Below are 24,619 nucleotides of genomic sequence, written 5' to 3' on the forward strand. Positions count from 1 at the left end.
TCGGACATCTGTCCGATCCATCGTGCTGACAGCGATCGTAACGCTCAGGGGTAAACGTGAGGCAATCCCCGTGCGTACTCCCGGTCCGCGCTCCGGGCCTCGTTATCCGGATCGCGACCAGCAGCGTACCTGTCCCCACCGACAACGTGACAGGGCAAAGTGACGCGAAGCGCATCAGGCGCGGAACTCACACCCCGCCCATATGTGACTCACAGTGCGTCCACGGAGCGGGCCGTCGCGACGGCCGCCCGCTCCAGGTCCTCGGCCGCCCTGCTGATGCGCCGCGCCGAGTCCGTGACCTGGAGTCCGAGCCGCCGGGCCTCCAGGAAGACCCGGACAGCGAGCACGCCCAGCACGGCGAGACCCAGAAAACCAACAGCTACCGCGACCATCGCCCAGAACATGGGGGCGAGCCTAGACCCTGCTAGCCGACGGAGGTCAGCCGCAGGGTCCGGACCCCGCCGCCGGTGAGCAGTTCGACGATCCGCTCGCCCGCGGGCTTGCGGACCGCGGCGCCGCAGTCGGGGCAGGTGAAGGAGTAGAAGGTGGTGCGGCTGGTGGCGCCGATGGCGAGGCGCAGGGCGCTCGCCGCCAGTTCGAAGTTGCCCCGGCAGTCCGGGCAGCCCGCTCTGAACAGCACGGGCACCACGCTCTTCATCCCGGCGAACGCGGCGGCCACCGTCATCCCCTGGACACCCGACTGAACACCCGACACCGTCGACTCACTCACAGCTCTTGCTCCTGCCTGTCGCCAACACCGTGCACACCGTCAACCACGCTCTGCGGTCCGTCGTACGCCGCCAACGCCTCGCGCGCGGCCCGGCGGGCGCTGTCGGCGAGGTCGCTCGGCGAGACGATCCGGCCGTCACGCCCGAGCCGCAGGGCCAGGCGTCGCAGGGACGCCGGGTCGGGGGTGCGCAGAGTAATACGCAACCCGCCGTCGGGAAGCTCATCGGCACTGTCGTGCGGGTAGTACTCGGCGACCCAGCGCCCGCCAGGACCGACCTCCACCACGACCTCCGGGTCCTCGGCGGCGGGCTGCACCAGCGCCTCGGACAGGTCCCGCAGTTCGATCTCGGGCGGGGCGGACGGCTCGTCGAGGATCTTGATCTCGGCGACCCGGTCGAGCCGGAAGGTGCGGCGCGCCTCGGAGCGCCGGCACCAGGCCTCGACATACGTGTGTCCGACGCTGACCAGGCGGATGGGGTCGATCTCGCGCTCGCTCAACTCGTCCCGAGCGGGTGAGTAGTAGCGGATCCACAGGCGGCGGCGCTCCGAGATCGCCCGGTCGACGTCCGCGAAGACACCGCCCTCGGACTCGAAGGTCACCGAAAGCCGGGCGCTGGCACCGGCTGCCTCGCCGGCCGCCGCCTCCAGCTTGGCGTTGGCCCGCAGCAGTGCCAGCCGGTCGCTCTCGCGCAGGCCCGGCAGCGTGGACACCGCGCGGGCGGCCACCAGCAGCGCGGTCGCCTCGTCGGCGGCCAGCCGCAGCGGCTCGGCGACATCGTCCGGGTTGTGCCACCAGATGCGCTCGCCGTCGGTGTCGATGTCGAGCAGGTCACCGCCCCGGAAGCTGGTCCCGCACATGGGCAGCACGTCGAGGTCGGACACCAGCTCGTCCTCCGTGATCCCGAAGGCCCGGGCCACGTCCTCGACGCGGGCTCCGGGGCGCTCCTTCAGATAGGTCACCAGGGAGAGCATCCGCCGGGTCTGGTCGATGGCGTTGACGGGCCTGACCGGTTTGCCTGCCACAGTTCTCTTCCGCTCCCCCTCAGCCCTTGGCCACGGCACGCAGCCGGTCCACCACGTCGGCCCGCAACTCGGCCGGCTCCAGCACGACGACGTCGGGCCCGAACTCCACCAGCCAGGCGTCCAGCCCGTGGCCGTACGGAATCTCCAACTCGTCCCAGCCGTCCCCGAGTTCCCGAACCGCCGTGGCCTTCGCCCGCAAGGGGTACCCGGAGCCGGCGCGCAGCCGGATCAGCGCGGAGCGGTCGGCGGTCTCTCCCGCCCAGCTCGCGACGGTCTCGCGCACGGTCACGACGTCGGGTACGTCGGCGGTGAACCGCCCGTTGCGGGAGCGCACCCTGCCGGTGATCCGGGAGAGCCGGAAGACCCGCTCGGCACCCCGGTCCCGGTCCCAGCCGGCCAGGTACCAGTGGCCGCGCCAGCACTCCAGGGCCCAGGGTTCGACGCTGCGGGTCTCGGGGCGGGCGGCGGTGGCCTTGCGGTACTCGAACACGACGGGCCTGCGGTCGCGGCAGGCCAGCATCAGCGGCTCGAAGGACGCCTCGTGCACCGGAATGCGCGGCTCCAGGGCGCCGTGCGGTTCGTACGGGTCGAGGTCCTCGGGCATCCCGGCCGCGCGCAGCTTCTGCAGGGCTCCGCTGGCGGCGCCGGCGAGCCGGGCCTGCTGCCACACCTTGGCGGCGAGACCGAGCGCGGCGGCCTCCTCGGCGTCGAGGGTGATGGGCGGCAGACGGTTGCTGTCGCGGCGGGCGAGATAGCCGACCTCGCCGTCCAGGTTCTCCACCGTCTCGATGACGAGCCCGAGTTCGCGCAGATCGTCCTTGTCGCGCTCGAACATCCGGTTGAAGGAGTCGTCGCTGCCCGCTTCGAGATAGGCCTCGATGGATTCACGCAGCTCACGCTTGCTGAGCGGCCGCCGCGTCCCGAGCAGACACAGCGCGAGGTTCATCAGCCGCTCGGCCTTGGCAATGGCCATCGACGCCCTTCGCCTCCCTATGTGCTTACGAACGATGACCGTACCGCCCCACGACGGCCTGGCAAAAGCCGAGGGCCCATGCCCGAACAGGCATGGGCCCCAGGTGATCGGGTCCGGTCGGATCCGGTGATCAGACGGCGACGAGGTCGACCACGAAAATCAGGGTCTCGCCCGGCTTGATCGCCGGAGTCGGGCTCTGGTTGCCGTAGGCGAGGTGCGCCGGGATGGTCAACTGGCGGCGGCCGCCGACCTTCATGCCCTGCACGCCCTGGTCCCAGCCCTTGATGACGCGGCCGCCACCGAGCGGGAACTTGAACGGGGTGCCGCGGTTCCAGCTCGCGTCGAACTCCTCGCCGGTGCTGAAGGCCACGCCCACGTAGTGGACGGTGACGTTCTGGCCCGCCTCCGCGACGGCGCCGTCACCCTCCCACAGGTCCTTGATCTCCAGGTCGGCCGGGGGCTCGCCGCCCGGGAAGTCGATCTCGGGCTTCTCGATGCTCACGTCTAGCTCCTGCTTGTGTACGACAAGACAACTCGGACAGTCTCGCATCCCGGCAGGCGTAGCGCGCCGGGACGCCTTCACCCGCGGGGCTACATCGCCGCCAGGATGTCGACCGTGAAGACCAGCGTGTCGCCCTTCTTGATGGCACCGCCGCTCGGCGGGGTGTTGCCGTAGGCCAGGGCCGGCGGCGCGACGATCAGGACGCGGCTGCCGACCTTCTTGCCGGTGACGCCCTGGGCCAGTCCCTTGACGATCGACTCCATCTGAGAGATCGCGAACTGGCTCAACCGCTTCTGCGAGTACGTGGATTCGAACTCCTTGCCGGTGTTCCAGACCACGCCCTTGAACTGGCACAGGATCGTCTGCGAGGCCTTGACGACGGCTCCGTCGCCCTCCAGGACGTAGTTCGACACCAGCTTCTTCGGCGGGTCCGCCTTGGGGACGGTGACCGAGGGGGCCTTGCCGTCGGTGTTCGTGCCGACCTTGGGCAGCGCGGCGTCGGACTGCGCGACGGCCGTGCCCTTGGCGGAGCTGCTGACGTTGAAGGCGTCCTGCACATCGATCACGAAGACCAGCGTGTCGGTGCCCTTGATGCCCGCCTGGCTGTTGCCCGACGTGCCGTAGCCCCAGGTCGGCGGGATGGCCATCTCGACGCGGCTGCCGACCTTCTTGCCCGCGAGGCCGTAGCGCCAGCCGTCGATGATGCTGCCCTGGGCGAGCTGGATGACCAACGGGGTCTTGCGGTCGTAGGAGTTGTCGAAGACCTTCGCCGTCGACCAGATCTGGCCGAGGTAGTTGACCTGGACGAAGTCGCCCTCGGCGACGGCCTTGCCGCCGCCCGCGATGACCGTCTTGACCGCGAGGTTCTTCGACGGGTCGCCGGTGCCCTTCGCGACGGTCGGCTTCTCGTCGAACTTCGTGCCCGCCGTGATCGCCGGAACCGGCCCGTCCACCAGCTTCGGCGGCGGCACCGACGAGGCCGAGGCGGACGGCGACGGCGACGCACTGGCCTTGCTTGAGGAGGAATCGCTGTCACCGCACCCCGCGACCGTCACGAGTCCTGCGGGAACAGCGATGAGAAGGGAGCGTCGGCGCACGGTGAAGGCCTCGTAATCGGTCGATCTTGTTGATGGCGTGCGCGCAACTCTACGGCGTGAGGCGGGCCCCGTACGTGAAACGTACGGGGCCCGTGTGGCGTACCGAATATGTATCCGGACGTCGGTATCCGGATGCTTTCGCCTACATTCCGGCGATCAGTTTCTCCACCCGGTCGTCCACGGAACGGAACGGGTCCTTGCACAACACCGTGCGCTGGGCCTGGTCGTTGAGCTTGAGATGGACCCAGTCGACGGTGAAGTCCCGCCGCTGTTCCTGAGCCCTGCGGATGAAGTCGCCGCGGAGCCTGGCCCGAGTGGTCTGCGGCGGAACGGACTTGCCCTCGAAGATCTTCAAGTCGTTGCAGATTCGGGCGGCTTGGCCCTTCCTCTCCAGGAGGTAGTAGAGCCCTCGGCGACGGTGGATGTCGTGGTAGGCGAGGTCTATCTGGGCGACCCGCGGGTGGGACATGGTCATGTTGTGCTTGGCCCGGTACCGCTCGATCAACTGGTACTTCATGACCCAGTCGATCTCGGTGCCGATCCGGTCGAGGTCCTCGGCCTCGATCGAGTCCAGCACCCGGCCCCAGAGTTCCAGGACCTGCTCGACGGTGCCGGTGCGGATGCCGCGGCGCTCGACGAAGTCCACGGCCTTCTCGTAGTACTCGCGCTGCACCTCCAGCGCGGAGGCCTCACGGCCGCTGGCCAGACGCACCTTGCGCCGGCCCGTGATGTCGTGGCTCACCTCACGGATCGCCCGGATCGGGTTCTCCAGGGTCAGGTCACGCATCACCGTGCCCGCCTCGATCATGCGCAGCACCAGGTCGGTGGCGCCGACCTTGAGCAGCATGGTCGTCTCGGACATGTTCGAGTCGCCCACGATGACGTGGAGACGGCGGTAGCGCTCGGCGTCCGCGTGCGGTTCGTCCCGGGTGTTGATGATGGGCCGGGAACGCGTCGTCGCCGAGGAGACGCCCTCCCAGATGTGTTCGGCGCGCTGGCTGACGCAGTACACGGCGCCGCGCGGAGTCTGCAGCACCTTGCCCGCGCCGCACAGCAACTGACGCGTGACCAGGAACGGGATGAGGATGTCCGCGAGCCGGGAGAACTCGCCGTGCCGTGCCACCAGGTAGTTCTCGTGGCAGCCGTACGAGTTGCCCGCCGAGTCGGTGTTGTTCTTGAAGAGGTAGACGTCGCCCGCGATTCCCTCCTCGTGCAGGCGTCGTTCGGCGTCCACCAGGAGTCCTTCGAGAATGCGCTCGCCGGCTTTGTCGTGGGTGACCAGTTCGGTCACGTTGTCACATTCGGGGGTCGCGTATTCCGGATGTGAGCCCACGTCGAGATAGAGCCGGGCGCCGTTTCGCAGAAAGACATTGCTGCTGCGGCCCCATGACACGACACGGCGGAAGAGGTACCGAGCCACTTCGTCGGGAGACAGCCGGCGCTGTCCCCTGAACGTACACGTGACGCCGTACTCGTTCTCCAGCCCGAAAATGCGGCGGTCCATGAGTGAACATTACGCCCGATCCCCTGTGCTGAAACGGGGTTCGACAGCTCGGTTTGGATCATTTTCCGATGAAGCCGCAACCACCGCACCCCCGGCGGGAGCTGCGAGGACCCTCCCGGTCGCCACGAGGACCAGCAGCGACACGGCCCCCGCGACCCCCGGCACGGCGAACCCCCACAGGGCCCCACCGGCCTCTACGACCGGCCCCGCCACGCCCGTTCCGACCGACGCCCCCACCGTGAACGTCGTCACAAGCCACGAGAAAGCCTCGGTGACCGTGCCCTTCGGCGCATGCCGGTCGACCATGATGAAGGCACAGGCGAGCGCGGGCGCGAGGAACACCCCGGCGAGCACGGTCAGCAGCACCATGGCGACCGACCCCGGCATGAGCATCAACGGCAGGTAACACACCGCCAGCAGCCCCACCAGGACCCGCAGTCGCCGCTCCGGCACCCCGCTCCACTGCCGCGCCCCGTAGACCGTGCCGCCCACCAGCGCGCCCAGGCCGATCGCGGCCATCAGCCAGCCGTACACCACGTCACCGCCGTGCCCGTCCGCGTACGACACGGACGCGACCGTGATGGACCCGAGCGCCATCCCGACGAACAGGAAGGCGCCCAGCAGCGCCAGCAGCCCGGGCGAGCGCAGGGCGCCCAGCCAGTGCGCCGCACGCGGAGCCGACCGCCACGCGCGCGAGGGCGGCGACACGACCACGGAGAGCGCGCCGAGCACCCCGATGAGGTTCAGCACCAGCAGCGCCACCGGGGCCGACCACAGCGACACGAACACCGTCACCAGCAACGGCCCTACGGTGAACATGACCTCCTGCGCCACCGCGTCCATGGCGTACGCCGTGTGCACCTGTTCCTCCCGGCGCAGCACGGTCGGCCACAGCGCCCGCAGACCGCCCTCCAGGGGCGGCGCGAACAGGCCCGCGGCGGCTATGGCGACGTAGGCGAGGGGCAGCGGATCGGTGCCGCAGAAGGCGAAGACGGCCATCGCGAGCGCCGAGAGGACCGCCGCCGGCAACTGCACACGCGGCTGTCCGTGGACGTCCACCAGCCGCCCCAGGAGAGGCTGCCCGACCGCGTTGGCGATCCCGTACACGGCCGCCAGCGCGCCCGCGAGGCTGTAGGTGCCGCCCTCCGCGCGGATGAACAGCACGATCGCGATGGCGGCGGTCGCGTTCGGCAGCCGGCCGACCAGGGTGCCCACCAGCAGGCGCGTGGCGTGCCTCGCCCTGAGGATCTCCAGATATCCCACGGCCATGCCCCACCCTTACGTTTTACGTATAACTTCCACCGTCATACGTACCATGTGCCCTGTCACGAGTCCAGACGGAGCCCGGCCGAAGGAGCAGCCCCACGGTGGTACGAGGCAGCACCCGCCCCACCAGCCGCGACGTCGCCCAGGCCGCAGGGGTGTCACAGGCCGCCGTCTCCCTGGTACTCGGCGACAAGTGGCGGGGCCGCGTCTCGGAGACCACCGCAGAACGCGTCCGGGAAGCAGCACGTGACCTGGGATACCGACCCAACCTCGCGGCCCGCAATCTCAGGCTGGGACGCACCCGTACCGTCCTCCTGGTCGTCCCCGCGCTGACCACGGAGTTCTTCGCCGGCGTCTACACCGGCGCCGCCCGCGTCGCCGCCGAACACGGCTTCGGCCTGGTCCTCTACCCCTCGCCCGAGGGCATCGGCCCCGCCCGCGACCCCTTCGCCTCGGCCCAGGCCGCCCTGGACGGCGTGATCGCCTCCTCCATGGCCGCCGACGCCCTCACCGCGATCCGCGGCGACCAACTCCCCCTCGTGATGCTCGACAGCGACCCCGAGGGCAGCCTCGGCGCCGCCACCGTCAACCTGGACATCGCCGACGGCGTCCGCCAGGTCGCCGACCACCTGCTGGCCCTGGGCCACCGTCGCTTCCTCCACCTCGCCGCGGACATCCCGTCCTGGACCTTCGAGGTGCGCGCACGCGAACTGGCCGTACGGGTGGGCAAGTTCGAGAACACCACGGTCCGTACGACCCGCGCCCCCATCTCCATCGAAGGCGCCCTGGCCGCCGCCGAGACCGCCCTGGCGGCCCCCGGCCCCCGCCCCACCGCCCTCGTCTGCGACGACGACAAACTCGCCGCCGGCGCCTACAAGGCTGCCCGCCGCCTCGGTCTGCGCATCCCCGAGGACATCTCCATCACCGGCCTCGACGACCTCGCCCTGGCCACCGCCATCGACCCGGAGCTCACCACCGTCCGCCTCGACGCCGAACTCTTCGGAGAACACGGCATGCGAGCCCTCCTGGCCGTCCTGGACGGCCGCACACCGCACGAGGGCGACATCCCGGTGGAACTGGTCGTACGAGGGTCCACAGCGCCGCCGAGCGCCTCCTGAAGCGTCCGCTACGCCGTGTGCCCCGGCCGATACCCGGCCGGGGCACACGAGAGACCTGATCCAGGCCGACTCACTTCTCGTCGTCGTCGGCCTCGTCACCGTCCGACGAGGTGTCCGTGCTCTCGCCCTCCAGCAGGCGGGCGAGCTGACGGCCGACGATCCGCTTGAACTTACGGGCCTGCGGACGCGTACGGTCCAGGACCGCGACCTCCAGGCGCTCGGCGGGGATCTCCCGCTCGCTGCCGTTCGTATCGCGCGACAGGGACTGCACGGCCAGCTTGAGCGCCTCCGCGAGGGTCATACCGTCACGGTGACGCTGGTCCAGATAGCTGCTGATCGTCTCCGCGTTGCCGCCCACCGCGACCGAGCCGTGCTCGTCCACGATCGAACCGTCGTGCGGCAGCCGGTAGATCTGGTCACCGTCCGGCGTGTCCCCGACCTCCGCGACAACCAACTCCACCTCGTACGGCTTCTCGGCCGCACTGGAGAAGATCGTGCCGAGCGTCTGGGCATAGACGTTGGCGAGACCACGAGCGGTCACATCCGCGCGGTCGTAGGTGTAACCGCGCATGTCGGCGTACCTCACACCGCCGATCCGCAGGTTCTCGTACTCGTTGTACTTTCCGGCTGCCGCGAACCCGATCCGGTCATAGATCTCGCTGAACTTGTGCAGCGCACGGGACGGGTTCTCGCCGACGAAGACAATGCCGTCGGCGAACTGCAGCACGACCAGGCTGCGGCCACGGGCGATGCCCTTGCGGGCGTACTCCGCCCGGTCGGCCATCGCCTGCTGGGGTGAGACATAGAACGGCGTCGACACCGGTATCCGTCCCTCTCTTTAAAGTTCCGTCGAAGTCACTGGATCACCTTGATGAGAACGGGCCCTCGATCAGAGCAGCGCGGCGCGCGGGCCGTCGGGCTGCTGCAGTCGCCGCTCCAGGATCGAGCGGGCGATCTCGGAGGACTCCTCGTCGGTGAGCCGGCGGAAACCGTCCTCGGTGATCACGGTGACGATCGGGTAGATCCGGCGGGCGACATCGGGACCACCGGTCGCCGAGTCGTCGTCGGCCGCGTCGTAGAGGGCCTGGACCACCAGGGTCGTGGCCTCGTCCTCGGTCAACTGGTCGTGGAAGAGCTTCTTCATCGCACCGCGCGCGAAGACCGAACCGGAGCCGGTGGCCGCGTAACCGAGCTCCTGGGAACGGCCGCCCGTCACGTCGTACGAGAAGATGCGACCGACGCCGCGGTCCACGTCGAACCCGGCGAAGAGCGGGACCACGGCCAGGCCCTGCATGGCCATGCCGAGGTTGGAACGGATCATCGTGGACAGCCGGTTCGCCTTGCCCTCCAGGGAAAGCTGGGCGCCTTCGACCTTCTCGAAGTGCTCCAGCTCCAACTGGAAGAGCTTGACCATCTCGACGGCGAGGCCCGCGGTGCCGGCGATACCGACGGCCGAGTACTCGTCCGCCGGGAACACCTTCTCGATGTCCCGCTGCGCGATGACATTGCCCATGGTGGCCCGCCGGTCACCGGCGAGCACCACGCCGCCGGGGAACGTGACGGCGACGATGGTCGTGCCGTGCGGGGCCTCGATGACGCCCTGGGTGGGCGGCAGTTGCCGGTTGCCCGGGAGCATCTCCGGCTGATGGTCGGAGAGAAAATCCATGAAGGACGACGACCCAGGCGTCAGGAAGGCAGCCGGTAGACGCCCGGTGCTACGAGTGTTGGCTTCCACGACGTTCCCTCCAAGTAAGCGGCAGCCCGACGGACAGCGTCGGGATCGTCTCCCAACTTGCCGATGGCCGAATTGCAGTTGAAGCACAGTACGCCTCGGACCCTACCCGTCTCATGGCAGTGATCCACATGAACGGTGGAGGCATTCCCATGCCGCTCCGAAGGCGGCCGGATCTTCCCGAATCGCGGGCGATTCCTGTGCCGGATGCGAAAGCTGCGTGCGGCTCGGTCTCGCCGCACCACACGCAGCACTTCATCTTCGCCCCGCCCGCCACCACGCCACCCCGTTCACCTTCGAATCGAAGGGTAGAGCGGCCTACTGGCCGCCCTTCTGAACGAAGGAACGCACGAAGTCCTCGGCGTTCTCCTCCAGGACGTCATCGATCTCGTCCAGGACGGAGTCCACGTCATCGCTCAGCTTCTCGTGGCGCTCCTTGAGATCGTCGGTCGCCTGCGCTTCTTCCGCCTGCTGCTCGACCTCCTCCGTGGAGCGCGTCGCCTTCTGCTGTCCGCCGCCGGTGTCCTTGGTCGCCATAACCCTCACCCCGCTCGGTTCGACGTTCTTGATCAGACCCTACTTGCAGGGACTGACATCGGCCCCGCAGTTCCTACAACGTACGGCGGCCACCTCGATGATTCCCGGCCACCGGACGTTCCACCCTGCCGGGCGGCCCGGACCCGAGGGTCCACTCAGCCGCCCGACAGGACCCTGACCAGGTCTTCCGCCGTACGACAGCGGTCAAGGAGCTCCTTGACGTGATTACGCGTTCCGCGAAGCGGTTCCAGGGTTGGGACGCGCTGGAGCGAGTCCCGGCCCGGGAGGTCGAAGATCACGGAGTCCCAGGAGGCCGCGGCGACGTCGTCGGCGTACTGCTCCAGGCAGCGGCCGCGGAAGTACGCGCGGGTGTCCTCCGGCGGGGTCGTACGGGCCCGCTCGACCGTGTCCTCGTCCAGCAGGCGCTTGATGCGGCCGCGGGCCGCCAGACGGTTGTAGAGGCCCTTCTCGGCCCGTACGTCCGCGTACTGGAGGTCGACGAGGTGGAGCCGGGCCGCGTCCCAGTCGAGGCTGTCGCGGCGCCGGTAGCCCTCCATGAGTTCCCGTTTGGCGACCCAGTCCAGCTCGCCGGCCAGGCTCATCGGGTCGTTCTCCAGGCGGTTGAGCGTGTCCTCCCAGCGGGCCAGGACGTCCTTGGTCTGGTCGTCGGCGTCGGAGCCGTAGCGCTCCTCGACGTATTTGCGGGAGAGCTCGAAGTACTCCATCTGCAGCTGGACCGCGGTGAGGGTCCGGCCGCTGCGGAGGGTGACCAGGCGCTTGAGGGTGGGGTCGTGGGAGACCTGGTGGAGGGTCCGGACCGGTTGGTCCACCGCGAGGTCGACCGCGATGAAGCCGTCCTCGATCATGGAGAGGACCAGGGCGGTGGTGCCCAGCTTGAGGTAGGTCGAGATCTCGGAGAGGTTCGCGTCGCCGATGATCACGTGCAGGCGGCGGTACTTCTCGGCGTCCGCGTGGGGTTCGTCGCGGGTGTTGATGATCGGGCGCTTCAGCGTGGTCTCCAGGCCGACCTCGACCTCGAAGTAGTCGGCGCGCTGGCTGAGCTGGAAGCCGTGTTCGTGTCCGTCCTGGCCGATGCCGACGCGGCCGGCTCCGGTGACGACCTGGCGGGAGACGAAGAAGGGCGTCAGGTGGCGCACGATGTCCGAGAAGGGGGTCTCCCGCTTCATCAGGTAGTTCTCGTGCGTGCCGTAGGAGGCGCCCTTGTTGTCGGTGTTGTTCTTGTAGAGGTGGATCGGCTGGGCGCCCGGGAGTTGGGCGGCGCGCTCGGCGGCCTCGGCCATGATGCGCTCGCCGGCCTTGTCCCACAGAACGGCGTCCATGGGGTTGGTGACTTCCGGGGAGCTGTACTCCGGGTGTGCGTGGTCGACGTAGAGCCGTGCGCCGTTGGTGAGGATGACATTGGCGAGGCCGATGTCCTCGTCGGTGAGCTGGCTGGAGTCGGCGGCCTCCCGGGCGAGGTCGAAGCCTCGCGCGTCCCGCAGCGGATTCTCCTCCTCGAAGTCCCAGCGGGCCCGCCGGGCCCGGTGCATCGCCGCCGCGTAGGCGTTGACGATCTGGGACGAGGTGAGCATGGCATTGGCGTTGGGGTGGCCGGGGACGGAGATCCCGTACTCCGTCTCGATGCCCATTACTCGCCGTACGGTCATGCGGCCCTCCTTGCCCGGCGGCGCCCTCGGTCGGGGGCGCCGCTCAAGTACCGCTGGCGCTCCGGTGCGTGTGCGGTGCCCGTCCCCGCACTGCGCGACTCGGCGGTACCGAAGAGCCTAGAACGGCTTTGCGCTGGTGGGGAGATCATTTGCGTCATTGCCTCGCGCGCCCCTTGTCGCGGTCATGGCCTGAAAAGCAGTCGGCTGCGGGTACCCGCCGTGGGCACCCGCAGCCGCCCTGTTTTTTACAGGTACTGACCGGTGTTCGCCACCGTGTCGATGGAGCGTCCGGTGTCGGCGCCCTGCTTTCCGGTGATGAGCGTACGGATGTAGACGATCCGTTCGCCCTTCTTTCCGGAGATCCGGGCCCAGTCGTCGGGGTTGGTGGTGTTGGGCAGGTCCTCGTTCTCCTTGAACTCGTCCACGCAGGCCTGGAGGAGGTGGGAGACGCGGATGCCCTTCTGCTTGTGGTCGAGGAAGTCCTTGATGGCCATCTTCTTGGCCCGGCCCACGATGTTCTCGATCATGGCGCCGGAGTTGAAGTCCTTGAAGTAGAGGACTTCCTTGTCACCGTTGGCGTAGGTGACCTCCAGGAAGCGGTTCTCCTCGGATTCCGTGTACATGTGTTCCACTGCCGTCTGGATCATGCTCTGGACGGTGGTGGTCTTGTCGCCGCTGTGCTCGCCGACGTCGTCGGGGTGGAGCGGGAGGCGTTCGGTGAGGTACTTGCCGAAGATGTCCTTGGCGGCCTCGGCGTCGGGACGCTCGATCTTGATCTTCACGTCCAGGCGGCCGGGGCGCAGGATGGCGGGGTCGATCATGTCCTCGCGGTTCGAGGCGCCGATGACGACCACGTTCTGCAGGCCTTCGACACCGTCGATCTCGGCGAGGAGCTGGGGGACGATGGTGTTCTCCACGTCCGAGCTGACGCCGGATCCGCGGGTGCGGAAGAGGGATTCCATCTCGTCGAAGAAGACGATGACGGGTGTGCCCTCGCTGGCCTTCTCACGAGCACGCTGGAAGACGAGGCGGATCTGCCGCTCGGTCTCGCCGACGTACTTGTTGAGGAGCTCGGGGCCCTTGATGTTGAGGAAGAAGCTCTTGCCGGTGGCCTGTCCGGTGACTTCGGCGACCTTCTTGGCCAGCGAGTTGGCGACGGCCTTGGCGATGAGCGTCTTTCCGCATCCAGGGGGCCCATACAGCAGGACGCCCTTGGGCGGCCGCAGTTCGTGCTCCTTGAAGAGGTCGGGGTAGAGGTACGGCAGTTCGACCGCGTCGCGGATCATCTCGATCTGGCCGCCCAGACCGCCGATCTGCTCGTAGCCGATGTCGGGGACCTCTTCGAGGACGAGTTCCTCGACCTCGCTCTTCGGGACGATCTCGTAGACGTAGCCGGAACGGGGTTCGAGCAGCAGGGCGTCGCCGGGGCGGATGGTGATGTCCAGCAGGGGCTCGGCGAGCCGCACCACCCGCTCCTCGTCGGTGTGCCCCACCACGAGTGCGCGTTCGCCGTCCTCGAGGATCTCCTTGAGGGTGACGATGTCGCCGACGCTCTCGTACTCCATGGCCTCGACCACGTTGAGCGCTTCGTTGAGCATTACTTCCTGGCCGCGGCGGAGCTCTTCGAGTTCCACGCTTGGGCTGACGTTCACCCGTAGTTTGCGACCGCCGGTGAAGATGTCCGCGGTGCCGTCCTCGTTGGCCACGAGGAAGACTCCGAAGCCGGCCGGTGGCTGTGCGAGCCGGTCGACTTCTTCCTTGAGGGCCACGATCTGGTCGCGGGCCTCACGGAGCGTGTTGGCGAGTCGCTCGTTCTGGGCGGAAACTCCGGCCAGATTGGTCTGCAGCTCGACGATCCGCTCTTCGAGAATCCTCGTGTGTCGCGGAGAGTCGGCGAGCTTACGTCGCAGGACGGCGATCTCCTGCTCAAGGTAGGCAATCTGCCCGGACGGGTCGTCGGACCCTCGTCCCGGGCGGATGCCGCGGTTCATGTCGTCGTCGTGGGCTGCCACGGTCCTCACCTCCTCCAAGGGGAGCTGGACGCTTCCAGACCCTACCTGGGTGGGTGTCGATTGAAACCCCTAGATCACAAAGACTGTCAAGGTGTGTCGTCGGTCACCCTGCGCTCTCCCTCACGCCGTGTGGATACCCACTCAACGCGATTCAGAAGCCGACTGTTCCGAGGCCGGGTCGGCCGAATCCCTTCACGGCGGACGTGAGTTGCCGTATCGGCGGGTTCGGGGCCCGGCGGAAACCCGCCACGGGCTCCTGACTGAGAGTGTCCATGCGGACAGTGTCCGTCATGTCGTGGCGTGAAACCCGAGATCGCGGAGAAAGGCCTCTCGGGCGGGCGGAGGTAGGGTCGATGGTGTTCAACACCCGGCGGAATCAGGAGACATCACGTGCAGGACGAGGCCGCGGCCGACGGCGGGGCGCTGGAGGTCTGGATCGATCAGGACCTCTGTACCGGCGACGGCATCTGCGCCCAGTACGCCCCCGAGGTCTTCGAGCTGGACATCGACGGTCTGGCCTATGTGAAGAGCCCGGACGACGAGCTGTTGCAGGACAAGGGCGCCACCACGCCGGTCCCGCTGCCCTTGTTGGCCGATGTCGTGGACTCCGCCAAGGAGTGCCCCGGTGACTGCATTCACGTGCGCCGGGTCGCGGACCGGGTCGAGGTGTACGGGCCCGACGCGGCCTGAGGATCAGCGGGTCGTCAGATGCTCTGGGAGTTGCCGGGGGTGGAGCGGACGAACGCGCCGTTCTGCCACTGCCACTTGGCGGTTTCCTTGACGTCGGGGCAGCAACTGGGCACGTCTTCGGTGGAGTAGCCGAGGAGGGTCGCGAGGACCGCGCCGTCGCGTACGGAGAAGTCGGTGACGGTCTCCCGGGCCTTCGGGGCGACCAGGGTGGCGACCACGCGCGGTGTGCGGGCGTTGGCTGCCTGGGTGAGGACGTAGACGCCGTCGGGCGGGGTGCCCATGCCGGCGTCGCAGTGGACCACGGCGACGGTCTCGGGCCTGCCGTCGCCGTCGAGGTCTCCGGTGGCCTTCTTCTGCACGATGGCCTTCAGGGGGCCGCACTGGATGGGGAAGTCGACGCCCGTGGTCGCGGGTGCGGAGGCGGTGGTGGGCGCGGACTTCGTCTGCGGGCCCGAGGCCTGGGCGGCGCGGGCGGAGTCGGGCTGCAGGACCGAGGAGAGCGCGACGACACCGGCGAGCGCCGTGGCGATGGCGACCCAGTGGATGGGCCGGGTGTTCGTGTGTGCCAGTTCCAGTTCCGGGACGGCGGAGTGCTGCACTAGGAGTGTCTCCCGTGAGGGCTGTGCCGGTGGGGTGGCCTGCATGCTGCCACACGGCACGGTGCGGGGGAACGGCAGGGTCGGCAGTTCGTTCGCGGGGTCGCACGGGCGGGTGGGAGTCCCCGCGGTGGTGATGTGTCAGAAGCAGGACGCCGTGGCCGAGTTCCTGGAGACTTCCGGGAACTCGGCCACGGCGTTCGTGCGTTGAGTGCGGCACAGGGCCGCCAGGGAGCGGGCTCAGCGACCGGCGGCGCCGCCTTCGGCGTTGGGGCCGGTGTAGTCGTCGCCGTAGGCGCCCTTGGCGGGGCGGCGGCGGCGCATGGGGGGCTCGACGCCGTCCGCGAGGCGGCGGGCGGTGAGGAGGAAGCCGGTGTGGCCGATCATCCGGTGGTCGGGGCGGACGGCCAGGCCCTCGACGTGCCAGTTGCGGAGCATCGTCTCCCAGGCCGTCGGCTCGTTGAAGGAGCCGATCTCGCGAATGGACTCGACGGTCCGGGCGAGCTGGGTGGTGGTCGCGACGTAGCAGCAGAGGATGCCGCCGGGCACGAGCGCCTTGGAGACGGCCTCCAGGCACTCCCAGGGGGCGAGCATGTCGAGGATGACGCGGTCGACGTCCGTGTCGGAGAGGTTGTCCTGGAGGTCGCCGACGGTGAGCTGCCAGGCGGGGTGCGGGCCGCCGAAGTAGCGCTCCACGTTCTGCTGGGCGATCTCGGCGAAGTCCTCGCGGCGCTCGTAGGAGTGCAGCATGCCGTGGTCGCCGATGGCGCGCAGCAGGAAGCTGCTGAGCGAGCCGGAGCCGACGCCCGCTTCCACGACGCGTGCGCCGGGGAAGATGTCCGCGAAGGACAGGATCTGCCCCGCGTCCTTGGGGTAGACCACGGCGGCGCCGCGGGGCATGGACAGGACGTAGTCGGGGAGCAGGGGGCGCAGCGCGAGATAAGCGACGTTTCCGGTGGTGCGGACAACGCTGCCCTCGGGTGCGCCGATCAGCTCGTCGTGCGGGAAGGAACCCTTGTGGGTGTGGAAGTTCTTCCCCGCTTCGAGCGTGAACGTGTAGTGGCGGCCCTTGGGGTCGGTCAGCTGAACCTGGTCCCCGACCTTGAAGGGCCCGCGCCTGCGGGCGGCACCGGTCGGTTCGGACATGTGAACACCCTACCGGCGTTTGCGGGGGCCGCCGACCACGCGCGCGTGCCTCAGTTGGGGCGGGCCATGGCCTTCACGAAGGCGCGCTCCACGTCGGCGGCGGACAGGACGCCGTAGATCTCGCCGGTCTCCTCGACCACGAGGTATTCGGTGGCGGGGGTGGCGCGCAGGGCGTCGAGGAGGTCCTCCCCGGCGAGTTCCGCGGAGACGCGCATGCCGTCGGTGAGGTCCTGGGCGAGGCCGCTGACGGTGACCCAGGGGCGGCGGTGTTCGGGGACTCCGACGATGGCGGCCTCGCGGACGAGCGAGAGGGGCTCGCCGTCGGCGTCGACGACGACCAGGGCGCGGGCGCCGGCGGCGTTGGCGCGGCGCAGGGCCTCGGAGAGCGGGGTGTCGGTCTCGACGGGTACCGCGCGGCGGGTGAGGTTGCGGGCGCGCAGTTCGGGGAGGTGTTCGCGCAGTCGGGCCATACGGAGGCTGTTGCCCGCGCCGGTCCAGATGATCGCGGCGAGGATCGCGGCCAGCAGGGCGTCCGTGACGGTGTCCATGCCGTTGATGTCCTCGGTGTTGGTTCCGAGGGCGCCGGTCTGGGTGAGCAGCGGGAGGCCGATGAGGACGGAGACGGCGAGGGCGCGGCCGACCCAGGCGGCGGCGACGGTGCCGCTCATGGGCCTGCCGGTGATCTTCCAGACGACGGCGCGGAGCATACGGCCGCCGTCGAGGGGCAGGCCGGGCAGCAGGTTGAAGGCGGCCACGATGAGGTTGGAGACCATCAGGCCGGCCAGGAGGACGCCGGGGACGGTGCCGGGTTCGGTGGGGAGCATGGCCAGGTAAAAGATGCCCGAGAGGATCAGGGAGAGCAGCGGGCCGACGAAGGCCAGCACGAATTCCCGGCCCGGGGTCTCGGCCTCCTTCTCGATCTCGGAGACGCCGCCGAAGAACTGCAACTGGATGCGGCGGACCGGGAGTTTGAAGCGGAGGGCGGCGACGGTGTGGGCGAGTTCGTGCACCAGGACCGAGCCGTAGAAGGCGACGGCGAAGAAGAGGGCCACGAGGTAGCGGGCGGCGCCGAGTTCGGGCAGCACGCGGTCGAGCTGCCCGCCGAACACCCAGGTGATGAGCGCGGCGACGAGGAACCAACTGGGCGCCACGTAGACGGGCACCCCGAAGGGCCGCCCCATCAGCAGGCCACCGCCGGGCTCCTTGGGTCGCTGCGGGGGGCGTCCCTTGGCGATGCCGGGGTTGGCGCTGGTGTGAGCCTCGCTGTGGGCGTGGGGGCGGTCGGGGGCTCGGTCGTGGATGTCAGCGTGGTCAGGTGCTGCGGGGCCGCTGTCGGGGTCCGGCTCGCCGTCCGTGGACTCGGCGGGAGCGGATGACGGGCTCGTGGGCCCGTGCTCTTCCGCCGACTTGTCCGCGCCTTCGTGTTCACCCGACGACGTGTGCGCTTCCCCGGTCCCCTCGGCGGAGGTCCGGGGGCCGGCGGCCGGGGTCGTGGCACCCGTGGTGTGCTCGGTCGGCTCGTTGGTGCCGGACCGCGGCTGCCCGCTCCCGCCGCTCTCGTCCACGGTGTCCCCTCGTTCGAAGCGTCCTCCGCGCCGACCGGGCGGAGGGGTCTCGGGTCGATGGTATGCGGCGGTCGCGACGCGTTCCGCCCCGGCACCCCCCGTGTTTCCCCGGCTGTCGCGGGTGCGTCGACCGGGATCGGGTCACTGTCAGTGGCGGGCCGTAAGGTCTGTGGGCATGGAGACGAGTACCGAGGGCGTCGCGGGGATGTCCTGCGACGAGGGCGCGGCGGCGGGACCGACCGCGGAAGTGACGGTAGAGCCGGGGACGGCGGGCGTGGTCGAGCGTGTCGCCATAGCGCCCGCGTCGCTGTCGCCCTCGCGTGCCAGTGACTTCATGCAGTGCCCGTTGCTGTACCGGTTCCGGGTGATCGACCGGCTGCCGGAGAAGCCGAGCGAGGCGGCGACTCGGGGGACTCTGGTGCACTCGGTCCTTGAGCGGCTCTTCGACGCGCCGGCGGCCGAGCGTACGGCGCCGCGTGCGAAGTCGCTGATCCCCGGGCAGTGGGACCGGTTGCGGGAGTCCCGGCCGGAGGTCGTGGAGTTGTTCGCCGACGATCCCGAGGGCGAGCGGCTGGCGCGCTGGCTCGGGGAGGCGGAGCGGTTGGTCGAGCGCTGGTTCTCCCTCGAGGATCCGACGCGGCTGGAGCCGGCCGAGCGGGAGTTGTTCGTCGAGGCCGAGTTGGATTCGGGGCTGAAGCTGCGCGGGATCATCGACCGGGTCGATGTGGCGCCGACGGGCGATGTGCGGATCGTCGACTACAAGACGGGCAAGGCGCCCCGGCCGGAGTACGCCGAGGGTGCGCTGTTCCAGATGAAGTTCTACGCGCTCGTGGTCTGGCGGTTGAAGCAAGTCGTCCCGCGGCGGCTCCAGTTGGTGTATCTCGGCAGCGGGGACATGCTGACGTACGACCCCGACCTCGCCGACCTGGAGCGCGTCGAGCGCAAGCTGCTGGCGCTGTGGGAGGCTATCCGGCTGGCCACCGAGACGGGCGAGTGGCGCCCACGCCCGACGAAGCTGTGCGGTTGGTGCGATCACCAGGCGGTGTGCCCGGAGTTCGGGGGGACTCCTCCGCCTTATCCGCTGCCTGTAGGGGTGAGGGACGGTCTTTCGGCCGGGGGGCCTCAGGTGAGGGACTGAATTCCCGGCTGGGCCCGGAGGGGTTCTCCGCACTCGCAAGCCATGGACGGCGTACCACCGGAAGCCAAGGGCAAAGCCACTCGGCGCCGACTCCCCCAGGCCACCCCCTCAGGCCGGTCGAGTCGCCCCGGCTCGCGCAGGGCAGAATGGGGCCGGGCTAGCGAAGGAGACTCACGTGGCCATCCGCGTCCTACTTGTCGATGATCAGCCGCTGCTGCGCACCGGGTTCCGGATGATTCTGGAGGCCGAGCAGGATCTCGCGGTCGTCGGTGAGGCCGGTGACGGGCTGCAGGCGCTTGACCAGGTGCGGGCTCTGCAGCCCGATGTGGTGCTGATGGACATCCGTATGCCGCGGATGGACGGGGTGGAGGCGACCCGGCAGATCACCGGTCCCGGGCGGGACGGTCCGGCGAAGGTGCTGGTGCTGACGACCTTCGACCTCGACGAGTACGTGGTGGAGGCGTTGCGGGCGGGGGCCAGCGGCTTTCTGTTGAAGGACGCGCCGGCGAACGAGTTGGTGCAGGCGATCCGGGTGGTGGCCGCCGGCGAGGCCATGCTCGCGCCGAGCATCACGCGGCGGCTGCTCGACAAGTACGCGGGTCATCTGCCGTCCGGTGACGAGCCGGTTCCGGATGCCCTGCACACGCTGACCGAGCGTGAGGTCGAGGTGTTGAAACTGGTGGCGCGCGGGTTGTCGAACGCCGAGATCGCCGCCGATCTCTTCGTCAGCGAGACCACCGTCAAGACGCATGTGGGGCATGTGCTGACCAAGCTGGGTCTGCGGGACCGGGTGCAGGCCGCGGTGTACGCGTACGAGAGCGGGCTGGTGCGTCCCGGCGCGCAGTAGAGGCCGGTGTACACACGGAGAGGGCGCCCCTTCCTGACAGGGGCGCCCTCTCCGTGTGTTCGGGGCGGATTCAGCCCTTGCTGAGTTCCCAGAAGCGGAACACCGTCGAGGCGTCGAGGCAGTATTCGAGGCCGTAGACGTTCTCGCGGGTGACCGCGTACTGCTTGGCCTGCCAGACCGGGAGGACGGGCAGTTGGTCGGCGACGATGTCCTGGAGCTTGCCGTAGTCGGCGTCGGTGGCTCCGCGGTCGCTCTGGGCGGCGGTCCTGGGGATGAGCGTGTCGGTGATCGTGTTGTTCGTGTAGTTGTTGCTCAGGACGTTGCCCTTGCCGAAGAACGGGGCGGTGAAGTTGTCGGCGTCGGGGTAGTCCGGCACCCAGCCCTTCACGTAGACGCCGTACTTGCCCTTGGCGATGTCCTTCTCGTACTGGTCGTAGGCCACGGACTTCACGTCGGCGTCGAACAGGCCGCTGGCGTCGAGTTGTTCGGCGATGGCCTTCAACTCCCGGTCGGTGGCGGGGCCGTAGCGGGAGGGGGTGGACCAGAGAGTGAGTTTCACCTTGCCGGTGATGCCGGCGGCCTCCAGCGCGGCCCGTGCCTCGGCCTTGGAGGGGCGGGAGCCGTAGGTGTCGAAGAAGGACGTGGTGTGGCCCGCGATGCCGGCCGGGATGATCGAGTAGAGCGGGGTCGCCGTGTCCTTGTAGACGTCCCGGATGAGGGCGTCGCGGTCGAGGAGGTGGGCGATCGCCTTGCGGACGCCGAGTTGTCCCGCGACGGGGTCGTCCATGTTGAAGACGAGGTGCTGGACCTCGGCGCTGCTGCCCTCGACGACCTCGACGCCGTCGCTGTCGCCGGAGTTCTCGATGTCCGCGATGTCGGTGGCGGTCAGGCCGCGGTAGGCGATGTCGACCTTGTTGTCGAGGAGGGCCGTCTTCAGGGCGCTCTGGTCGCCGTGGAAGAACCTGAGGGTGACGCCGGAGTTCTTCACCTCGGCGGTGCCCTTGTAGTGGTCGTTGACGGAGAACACGGCCTCGTCGTCGCCGTAGGAGTCGAGCTTGTACGGGCCGGAGCCGACCGCTTCGCCGTCCTCGCGGAGTCCGTTCGCGTCGTACTGGGTGTGGTCGACGATCGAGCCGGCGCCGGAGGCGAGCTTGCTCGGGAAGGTGGCGTCGGAGGTGTTGAGCCTGAAGACGACGGTCTTCTCGTCCGGTGTCTCGACCTTGTCGAGCATCGGGAACATGATCGCGGGACCGGCGGCGTCGTCGATCTTCAGCATGCGGTCGAAGGAGAACTTGACGTCCTTCGAGGTGAGCGGATCGCCGTTGCTGAACTCCAGGCCGGTCTTGAGGGTGCAGCGGTAGACCTGGGCCCGGGAGTCCGTGAAGGAGCACTCCTTGGCGACCTCGGGCTGTGGTTCGGTGCCGCCCTTGGGGAAGCTGAGCAGCGACTGGAAGACGTTGTCGAACAGCAGCCAGGAGCCGGGGTCGTAGCCGGAGGCGGGGTCGGTGGCCAGGACGTCGTCGGACATTCCCATGACGATGGAGGAGCCGGTGTCCGAGGAGCCGCCCGTCTGGGAGCCGCATCCGGTCAACAGGCCGGAGGCCAGCCCCGCCACGATCGGCAGGACTGGCCACTGGTGGAGCTTGTTCACTGCGTGGTGCCTTGTCTTCGGTGCTTGAGAAGTCCCGGGGCGCCACGGCCCCGGGCACTCGGGGCTGTCAGTTGCCCGCGCCTCGGCCCAGCTCCCAGAGCTGGAGGGTCGAGGAGGAGTTGAGCGCGTACGCGGTGCCCGTGATGTCGTCGCGGGCGGCGACGTACTGCTTGCCCTGCCAGAGCGGGATCATCGGCACGTCGGTGGCGACGATGTCCTGGATGGCCGTGAGGCTCTTGGACGCGGCGAGCCGGTCGGCCTCTCGGCGGGACTCGGGGATCAGCGTGCTGATGATCTCGGAGTTGGCGTACGGCGAGCCGAGGGTGTTGTCCTTGTCGAGGAACGGGGCGAGGTAGTTGTCGGCGTCGGGGAAGTCCGGGAACCAGCCCATCCCGTAGACGTCGTACTTGCCCTTCTGCTCGGCCTGACGGAACGTCGACCAGGGCGTGCCCTTGATGCTGACGTCGAACAGGCCGCTGTCGTTGAGCTGCTTCTGGAGCTGCTCGAACTCGTCCTTGGTGGCCGGGCCGTAGTGGTCGGTCGTGTAGTGCAGGGTGAGCTTCACCGGGGTGCTGATGTCCGCCTTGGACAGCAGCGACTTGGCCTTGGTGACACTGGGGTCGCCGTACTTGTTGAAGAACGAGTTCGAGTGACCGGTGATGGTCGCCGGGACCAGGGAGTAGAGCGGATCGGCCTCGGTGCCGTAGACCTTGGAGACGAGTTCGCCGCGGTCGATGACCTGGGCCATCGCCTCGCGCACGGCCTTCGTCCTGACAGTGGCCGCATCGGTGTTGAAGGCCAGGTAGCGGATTTCGAGACCGGGCATCTCGACGAGGTCGACGTCGCCGCCGGTGTCGTCGCTGAGCTTCTGGATCTGCGTCGGCGACATGGTGCGCGTCATGACGTCGATGTCGCCCTTGGTGAGCGCGGTGCCCATGGCGGTGGCGTCCGCGAAGGAGCGCATCTCGACCTTGGTGTTGTTCACCTTCAGAGTCCCCTTGTAATTGGGGTTCTTGGTGAAGGTGGCCGTCGTGATCGCGTCGTTCTTCTGGTCGACCGAGAGGGTGTACGGGCCGGAGCCGTCCACCTCGAAGCCGTCGCGCAGCTTGTCCTTCTCGTAGTCGTCCGGGTTCACGATGCCGGCGACGGGGGTGGACAGCTTGTACGGGAAGGTGGCGTCGGCCGTCTTGAGGTGGAAGATGACCTCGCTGTCACCCTGGGTCTCGACGGTGTCGACGGTGGACAGCAGGGCGAACACACCGCTGTCGGCCTTGATGCGCATCGCGCGGTCGATGGAGTACTTCACGTCTTCCGCGGTGATCTTGTCGCCGTTGGCGAACTTCAGACCGTCGCGCAGGGTGCAGGCGTAGCGCTCGTTGCCGGTGTCGGTGAAGCCGCACTTCTCGGCTGCCTCGGGGACCGGGTTGCCCTCGCCCTTGGGCTGGATCATGAGGGTCTGCACGGTCTGGCGCAGGATGTTCCAGGTGCCGACGTCGTAGGCGTAGGCGGGGTCGAGCGGCGCCGGAGCGTCCTTCGTCGCCTCGAACCGGTCCGTGGTGCCGACGACTATCGCATTGTCGCTGGAACTGCCGCTGCCGCTGCTGCCACACGCGGCGAGCACCGGCGCGAGCAGGCCGACGACGGCCGGCAGCACCAAAGTCTTGCGGTTCATGCGGGCGTTTCTCCAGAACTGTTCGAAGTCCGTGTAGCCGGCATACGTGGGGTGGTGTTGCCGATCACGGGGGTAAGGGCGATGTTCTCGCGTTGAGATTAGTCCGCACCTGCACAGGGTTCCGCAGTCACCGTAGTTGAGTTCCCATCACGCAGCGGAACCGGGTGCGGACGGACCGAAAACCCACCGAGGGAAGGATTAGTGCAGGGTTTCACCAATCGGGACACAAGGGTGCGTGATCGGCCTCAGAAAAGGGGTGAACAGCACAGGGTGACGACGTTGTCGACCCTCCGGCACGTGGTGAACCTCACATGCTTCAACTCAGTTGGAGCGCAACGGAATTCGACCGGCCGACCGGAACCGAATTCCCCGCCCTTTGGATCCCATTGGATCCCATTGGACTTTGCACGCTCGGTGAACGCCTGGTCGCATTTCCGTCATCGGTCCCTCATCGGGCCGGCATCAGGCCCCGAAGAAATGCCAGGTCCACGACTTCCAGTGAGGTCACGACGGTTCGCCGGGCGGCCGGGGCGATGGGTGCCACGGACGGCACGGCCACCACCAGACAGCCCGCCGCCTCCGCCGCCGCGACCCCGGTCGCGGTGTCCTCGACGACCGCGCAGCGGGCCGGATCGACGCCGAGTCCGGCGGCGGCGAACAGATACGGGTCGGGGTACGGCTTGGTGCGCGCGACCTCGTCGCCGGCCACCGTCAGCGCGAAGTGCTGGGGGCCGAGCGCGGTCAGGACGCGGTCGATGATGCGCCGGTGCGAGGCGGAGACCAGGGCCGTGGGGATCTCGTACTCCGACAGCTCGGCCAGGAGTCTGGCGGCTCCCGGCATCAGCGGCAGGGCCCGCCCGATGCGGTCCTCGAAGCCCGCGTTGAGCAGCACGGTCAGCTCGGCGAGGGTGATGTCGGCGCCGGTGGCCTCGATCAGGAAGCCGGCACTGCGGGTCATGGGGCCGCCGACCACGACATGGCGCCAGGAGTCGTCGAGGGGGTGTCCGAGGCCGGCGAAGACCTCGACCTCGACGTCCCACCAGAAGCCCTCGGTGTCCACCAGGGTTCCGTCCATGTCGAGGAGTACGGCCTGGAGTGCGGAGCCTTCGGCCGTACGGGTTCCGAGCGCGGGGACCGTGCTGGTCATCCTGGCG

Annotated in this window: 23 protein-coding genes and 1 pseudogene; 4 read left to right on the plus strand and 20 right to left on the minus strand. The window is 68.7% G+C overall.

The window, feature by feature from the left end:
* Positions 1-209: 209 nt before the first annotated feature.
* The 8 genes from ABZT04_RS18995 to ABZT04_RS19030 form a co-directional block, all read right to left on the minus strand.
* Positions 210-404: a hypothetical protein gene (locus ABZT04_RS18995; protein WP_356057784.1), complete on the minus strand. Its 195-nt coding sequence runs from the start codon at positions 402-404 to the stop codon at positions 210-212.
* A 20-nt stretch (positions 405-424) separates the two neighbouring features.
* Positions 425-730 carry a hypothetical protein gene (locus ABZT04_RS19000; RefSeq protein ID WP_355906532.1) on the minus strand — a complete coding sequence of 102 codons (306 nt, stop codon included), beginning with the start codon at positions 728-730 and terminating at the stop codon, positions 425-427.
* The gene (locus tag ABZT04_RS19005) at positions 727-1,752 is read right to left on the minus strand and encodes a WYL domain-containing protein (RefSeq protein WP_355906529.1); all 1,026 of its coding nucleotides are present in this window, start codon (positions 1,750-1,752) and stop codon (positions 727-729) included. Before ABZT04_RS19005 ends, ABZT04_RS19000 begins: the two co-directional genes overlap by 4 nt.
* 19 nt (positions 1,753-1,771) lie before the next feature.
* A complete protein-coding gene (locus tag ABZT04_RS19010; protein ID WP_356057785.1) occupies positions 1,772-2,725 on the minus strand; it encodes a WYL domain-containing protein in 954 nt (317 codons plus the stop codon).
* A 130-nt stretch (positions 2,726-2,855) separates the two neighbouring features.
* Positions 2,856-3,227: an FKBP-type peptidyl-prolyl cis-trans isomerase gene (locus ABZT04_RS19015; protein WP_356057786.1), complete on the minus strand. Its 372-nt coding sequence runs from the start codon at positions 3,225-3,227 to the stop codon at positions 2,856-2,858.
* Between the two features lie 89 nt (positions 3,228-3,316).
* Positions 3,317-4,324, minus strand: a complete 1,008-nt coding sequence (locus ABZT04_RS19020; protein ID WP_356057787.1) for an FKBP-type peptidyl-prolyl cis-trans isomerase — start codon at positions 4,322-4,324, stop codon at positions 3,317-3,319.
* A 142-nt stretch (positions 4,325-4,466) separates the two neighbouring features.
* Entirely contained in the window at positions 4,467-5,828 is a 1,362-nt protein-coding gene (pafA, locus tag ABZT04_RS19025; RefSeq protein WP_171143128.1) for a Pup--protein ligase, read from the minus strand.
* 9 nt (positions 5,829-5,837) lie between these two features.
* Positions 5,838-7,097, minus strand: a complete 1,260-nt coding sequence (locus ABZT04_RS19030; protein WP_356057788.1) for an MFS transporter — start codon at positions 7,095-7,097, stop codon at positions 5,838-5,840.
* 98 nt (positions 7,098-7,195) lie between these two features.
* Here ABZT04_RS19030 and ABZT04_RS19035 point away from each other — a divergent pair, with 98 nt between their 5' ends.
* Positions 7,196-8,212: a LacI family DNA-binding transcriptional regulator gene (locus tag ABZT04_RS19035; protein ID WP_356057789.1), complete on the plus strand. Its 1,017-nt coding sequence runs from the start codon at positions 7,196-7,198 to the stop codon at positions 8,210-8,212.
* Positions 8,213-8,282: 70 nt separating this feature from the next.
* Here ABZT04_RS19035 and prcA read toward each other — a convergent pair whose 3' ends face one another.
* From prcA to arc, 6 genes and pseudogenes are all read right to left on the minus strand, one after another.
* Positions 8,283-9,032, minus strand: coding sequence for a proteasome subunit alpha (prcA, locus tag ABZT04_RS19040; RefSeq protein WP_356057790.1), 750 nt, complete (start codon positions 9,030-9,032; stop codon positions 8,283-8,285).
* Between the two features lie 69 nt (positions 9,033-9,101).
* Entirely contained in the window at positions 9,102-9,947 is an 846-nt protein-coding gene (gene prcB, locus ABZT04_RS19045) for a proteasome subunit beta (RefSeq protein ID WP_356057791.1), read from the minus strand.
* Positions 9,899-10,078 (minus strand): annotated as a pseudogene (locus tag ABZT04_RS19050) (endonuclease VII domain-containing protein); the annotation flags it as partial. The pseudogene ABZT04_RS19050 and the gene prcB, both read right to left, overlap by 49 nt.
* A gap of 184 nt (positions 10,079-10,262) precedes the next feature.
* Positions 10,263-10,481 (minus strand): ubiquitin-like protein Pup, encoded by a 219-nt coding sequence (locus ABZT04_RS19055; RefSeq protein WP_200680184.1) that lies wholly within the window; start codon positions 10,479-10,481, stop codon positions 10,263-10,265.
* 155 nt (positions 10,482-10,636) lie between these two features.
* Positions 10,637-12,148: a depupylase/deamidase Dop gene (gene dop / locus ABZT04_RS19060; protein ID WP_356057792.1), complete on the minus strand. Its 1,512-nt coding sequence runs from the start codon at positions 12,146-12,148 to the stop codon at positions 10,637-10,639.
* Positions 12,149-12,393: 245 nt separating this feature from the next.
* Entirely contained in the window at positions 12,394-14,160 is a 1,767-nt protein-coding gene (arc, locus tag ABZT04_RS19065; RefSeq protein ID WP_355906499.1) for a proteasome ATPase, read from the minus strand.
* A 390-nt stretch (positions 14,161-14,550) separates the two neighbouring features.
* Between arc and ABZT04_RS19070 the strand changes: the two genes are divergently transcribed.
* Entirely contained in the window at positions 14,551-14,850 is a 300-nt protein-coding gene (locus ABZT04_RS19070; protein WP_356057793.1) for a ferredoxin, read from the plus strand.
* A 14-nt stretch (positions 14,851-14,864) separates the two neighbouring features.
* Here ABZT04_RS19070 and ABZT04_RS19075 read toward each other — a convergent pair whose 3' ends face one another.
* From ABZT04_RS19075 to ABZT04_RS19085, 3 genes are all read right to left on the minus strand, one after another.
* On the minus strand, positions 14,865-15,449 hold the full coding sequence (locus ABZT04_RS19075) for a hypothetical protein (RefSeq protein WP_356057794.1): 585 nt from the start codon (positions 15,447-15,449) through the stop codon (positions 14,865-14,867).
* A 237-nt stretch (positions 15,450-15,686) separates the two neighbouring features.
* Positions 15,687-16,592 carry a tRNA (adenine-N1)-methyltransferase gene (locus ABZT04_RS19080; protein ID WP_356057796.1) on the minus strand — a complete coding sequence of 302 codons (906 nt, stop codon included), beginning with the start codon at positions 16,590-16,592 and terminating at the stop codon, positions 15,687-15,689.
* Positions 16,593-16,642: 50 nt separating this feature from the next.
* Positions 16,643-18,157, minus strand: coding sequence for a site-2 protease family protein (locus ABZT04_RS19085; RefSeq protein WP_356057797.1), 1,515 nt, complete (start codon positions 18,155-18,157; stop codon positions 16,643-16,645).
* A 175-nt stretch (positions 18,158-18,332) separates the two neighbouring features.
* Here ABZT04_RS19085 and ABZT04_RS19090 point away from each other — a divergent pair, with 175 nt between their 5' ends.
* Together ABZT04_RS19090 and ABZT04_RS19095 are read left to right on the plus strand one after the other, a co-directional pair.
* Positions 18,333-19,295, plus strand: a complete 963-nt coding sequence (locus ABZT04_RS19090; protein ID WP_356057799.1) for a PD-(D/E)XK nuclease family protein — start codon at positions 18,333-18,335, stop codon at positions 19,293-19,295.
* A gap of 175 nt (positions 19,296-19,470) precedes the next feature.
* Positions 19,471-20,142, plus strand: coding sequence for a response regulator transcription factor (locus tag ABZT04_RS19095; protein ID WP_019066105.1), 672 nt, complete (start codon positions 19,471-19,473; stop codon positions 20,140-20,142).
* A 70-nt stretch (positions 20,143-20,212) separates the two neighbouring features.
* Here ABZT04_RS19095 and ABZT04_RS19100 read toward each other — a convergent pair whose 3' ends face one another.
* From ABZT04_RS19100 to ABZT04_RS19110, 3 genes are all read right to left on the minus strand, one after another.
* On the minus strand, positions 20,213-21,793 hold the full coding sequence (locus tag ABZT04_RS19100; protein ID WP_356057800.1) for an ABC transporter substrate-binding protein: 1,581 nt from the start codon (positions 21,791-21,793) through the stop codon (positions 20,213-20,215).
* Between the two features lie 67 nt (positions 21,794-21,860).
* Positions 21,861-23,465, minus strand: a complete 1,605-nt coding sequence (locus ABZT04_RS19105; RefSeq protein WP_356057801.1) for an ABC transporter substrate-binding protein — start codon at positions 23,463-23,465, stop codon at positions 21,861-21,863.
* Positions 23,466-23,913: 448 nt separating this feature from the next.
* A complete protein-coding gene (locus ABZT04_RS19110; protein WP_356057802.1) occupies positions 23,914-24,612 on the minus strand; it encodes an HAD family phosphatase in 699 nt (232 codons plus the stop codon).
* Positions 24,613-24,619: the final 7 nt, after the last annotated feature.

The sequence above is a fragment of the Streptomyces sp. NPDC005492 genome, from assembly GCF_040605995.1.
Taxonomy (GTDB): Bacteria; Actinomycetota; Actinomycetes; order Streptomycetales; family Streptomycetaceae; genus Streptomyces.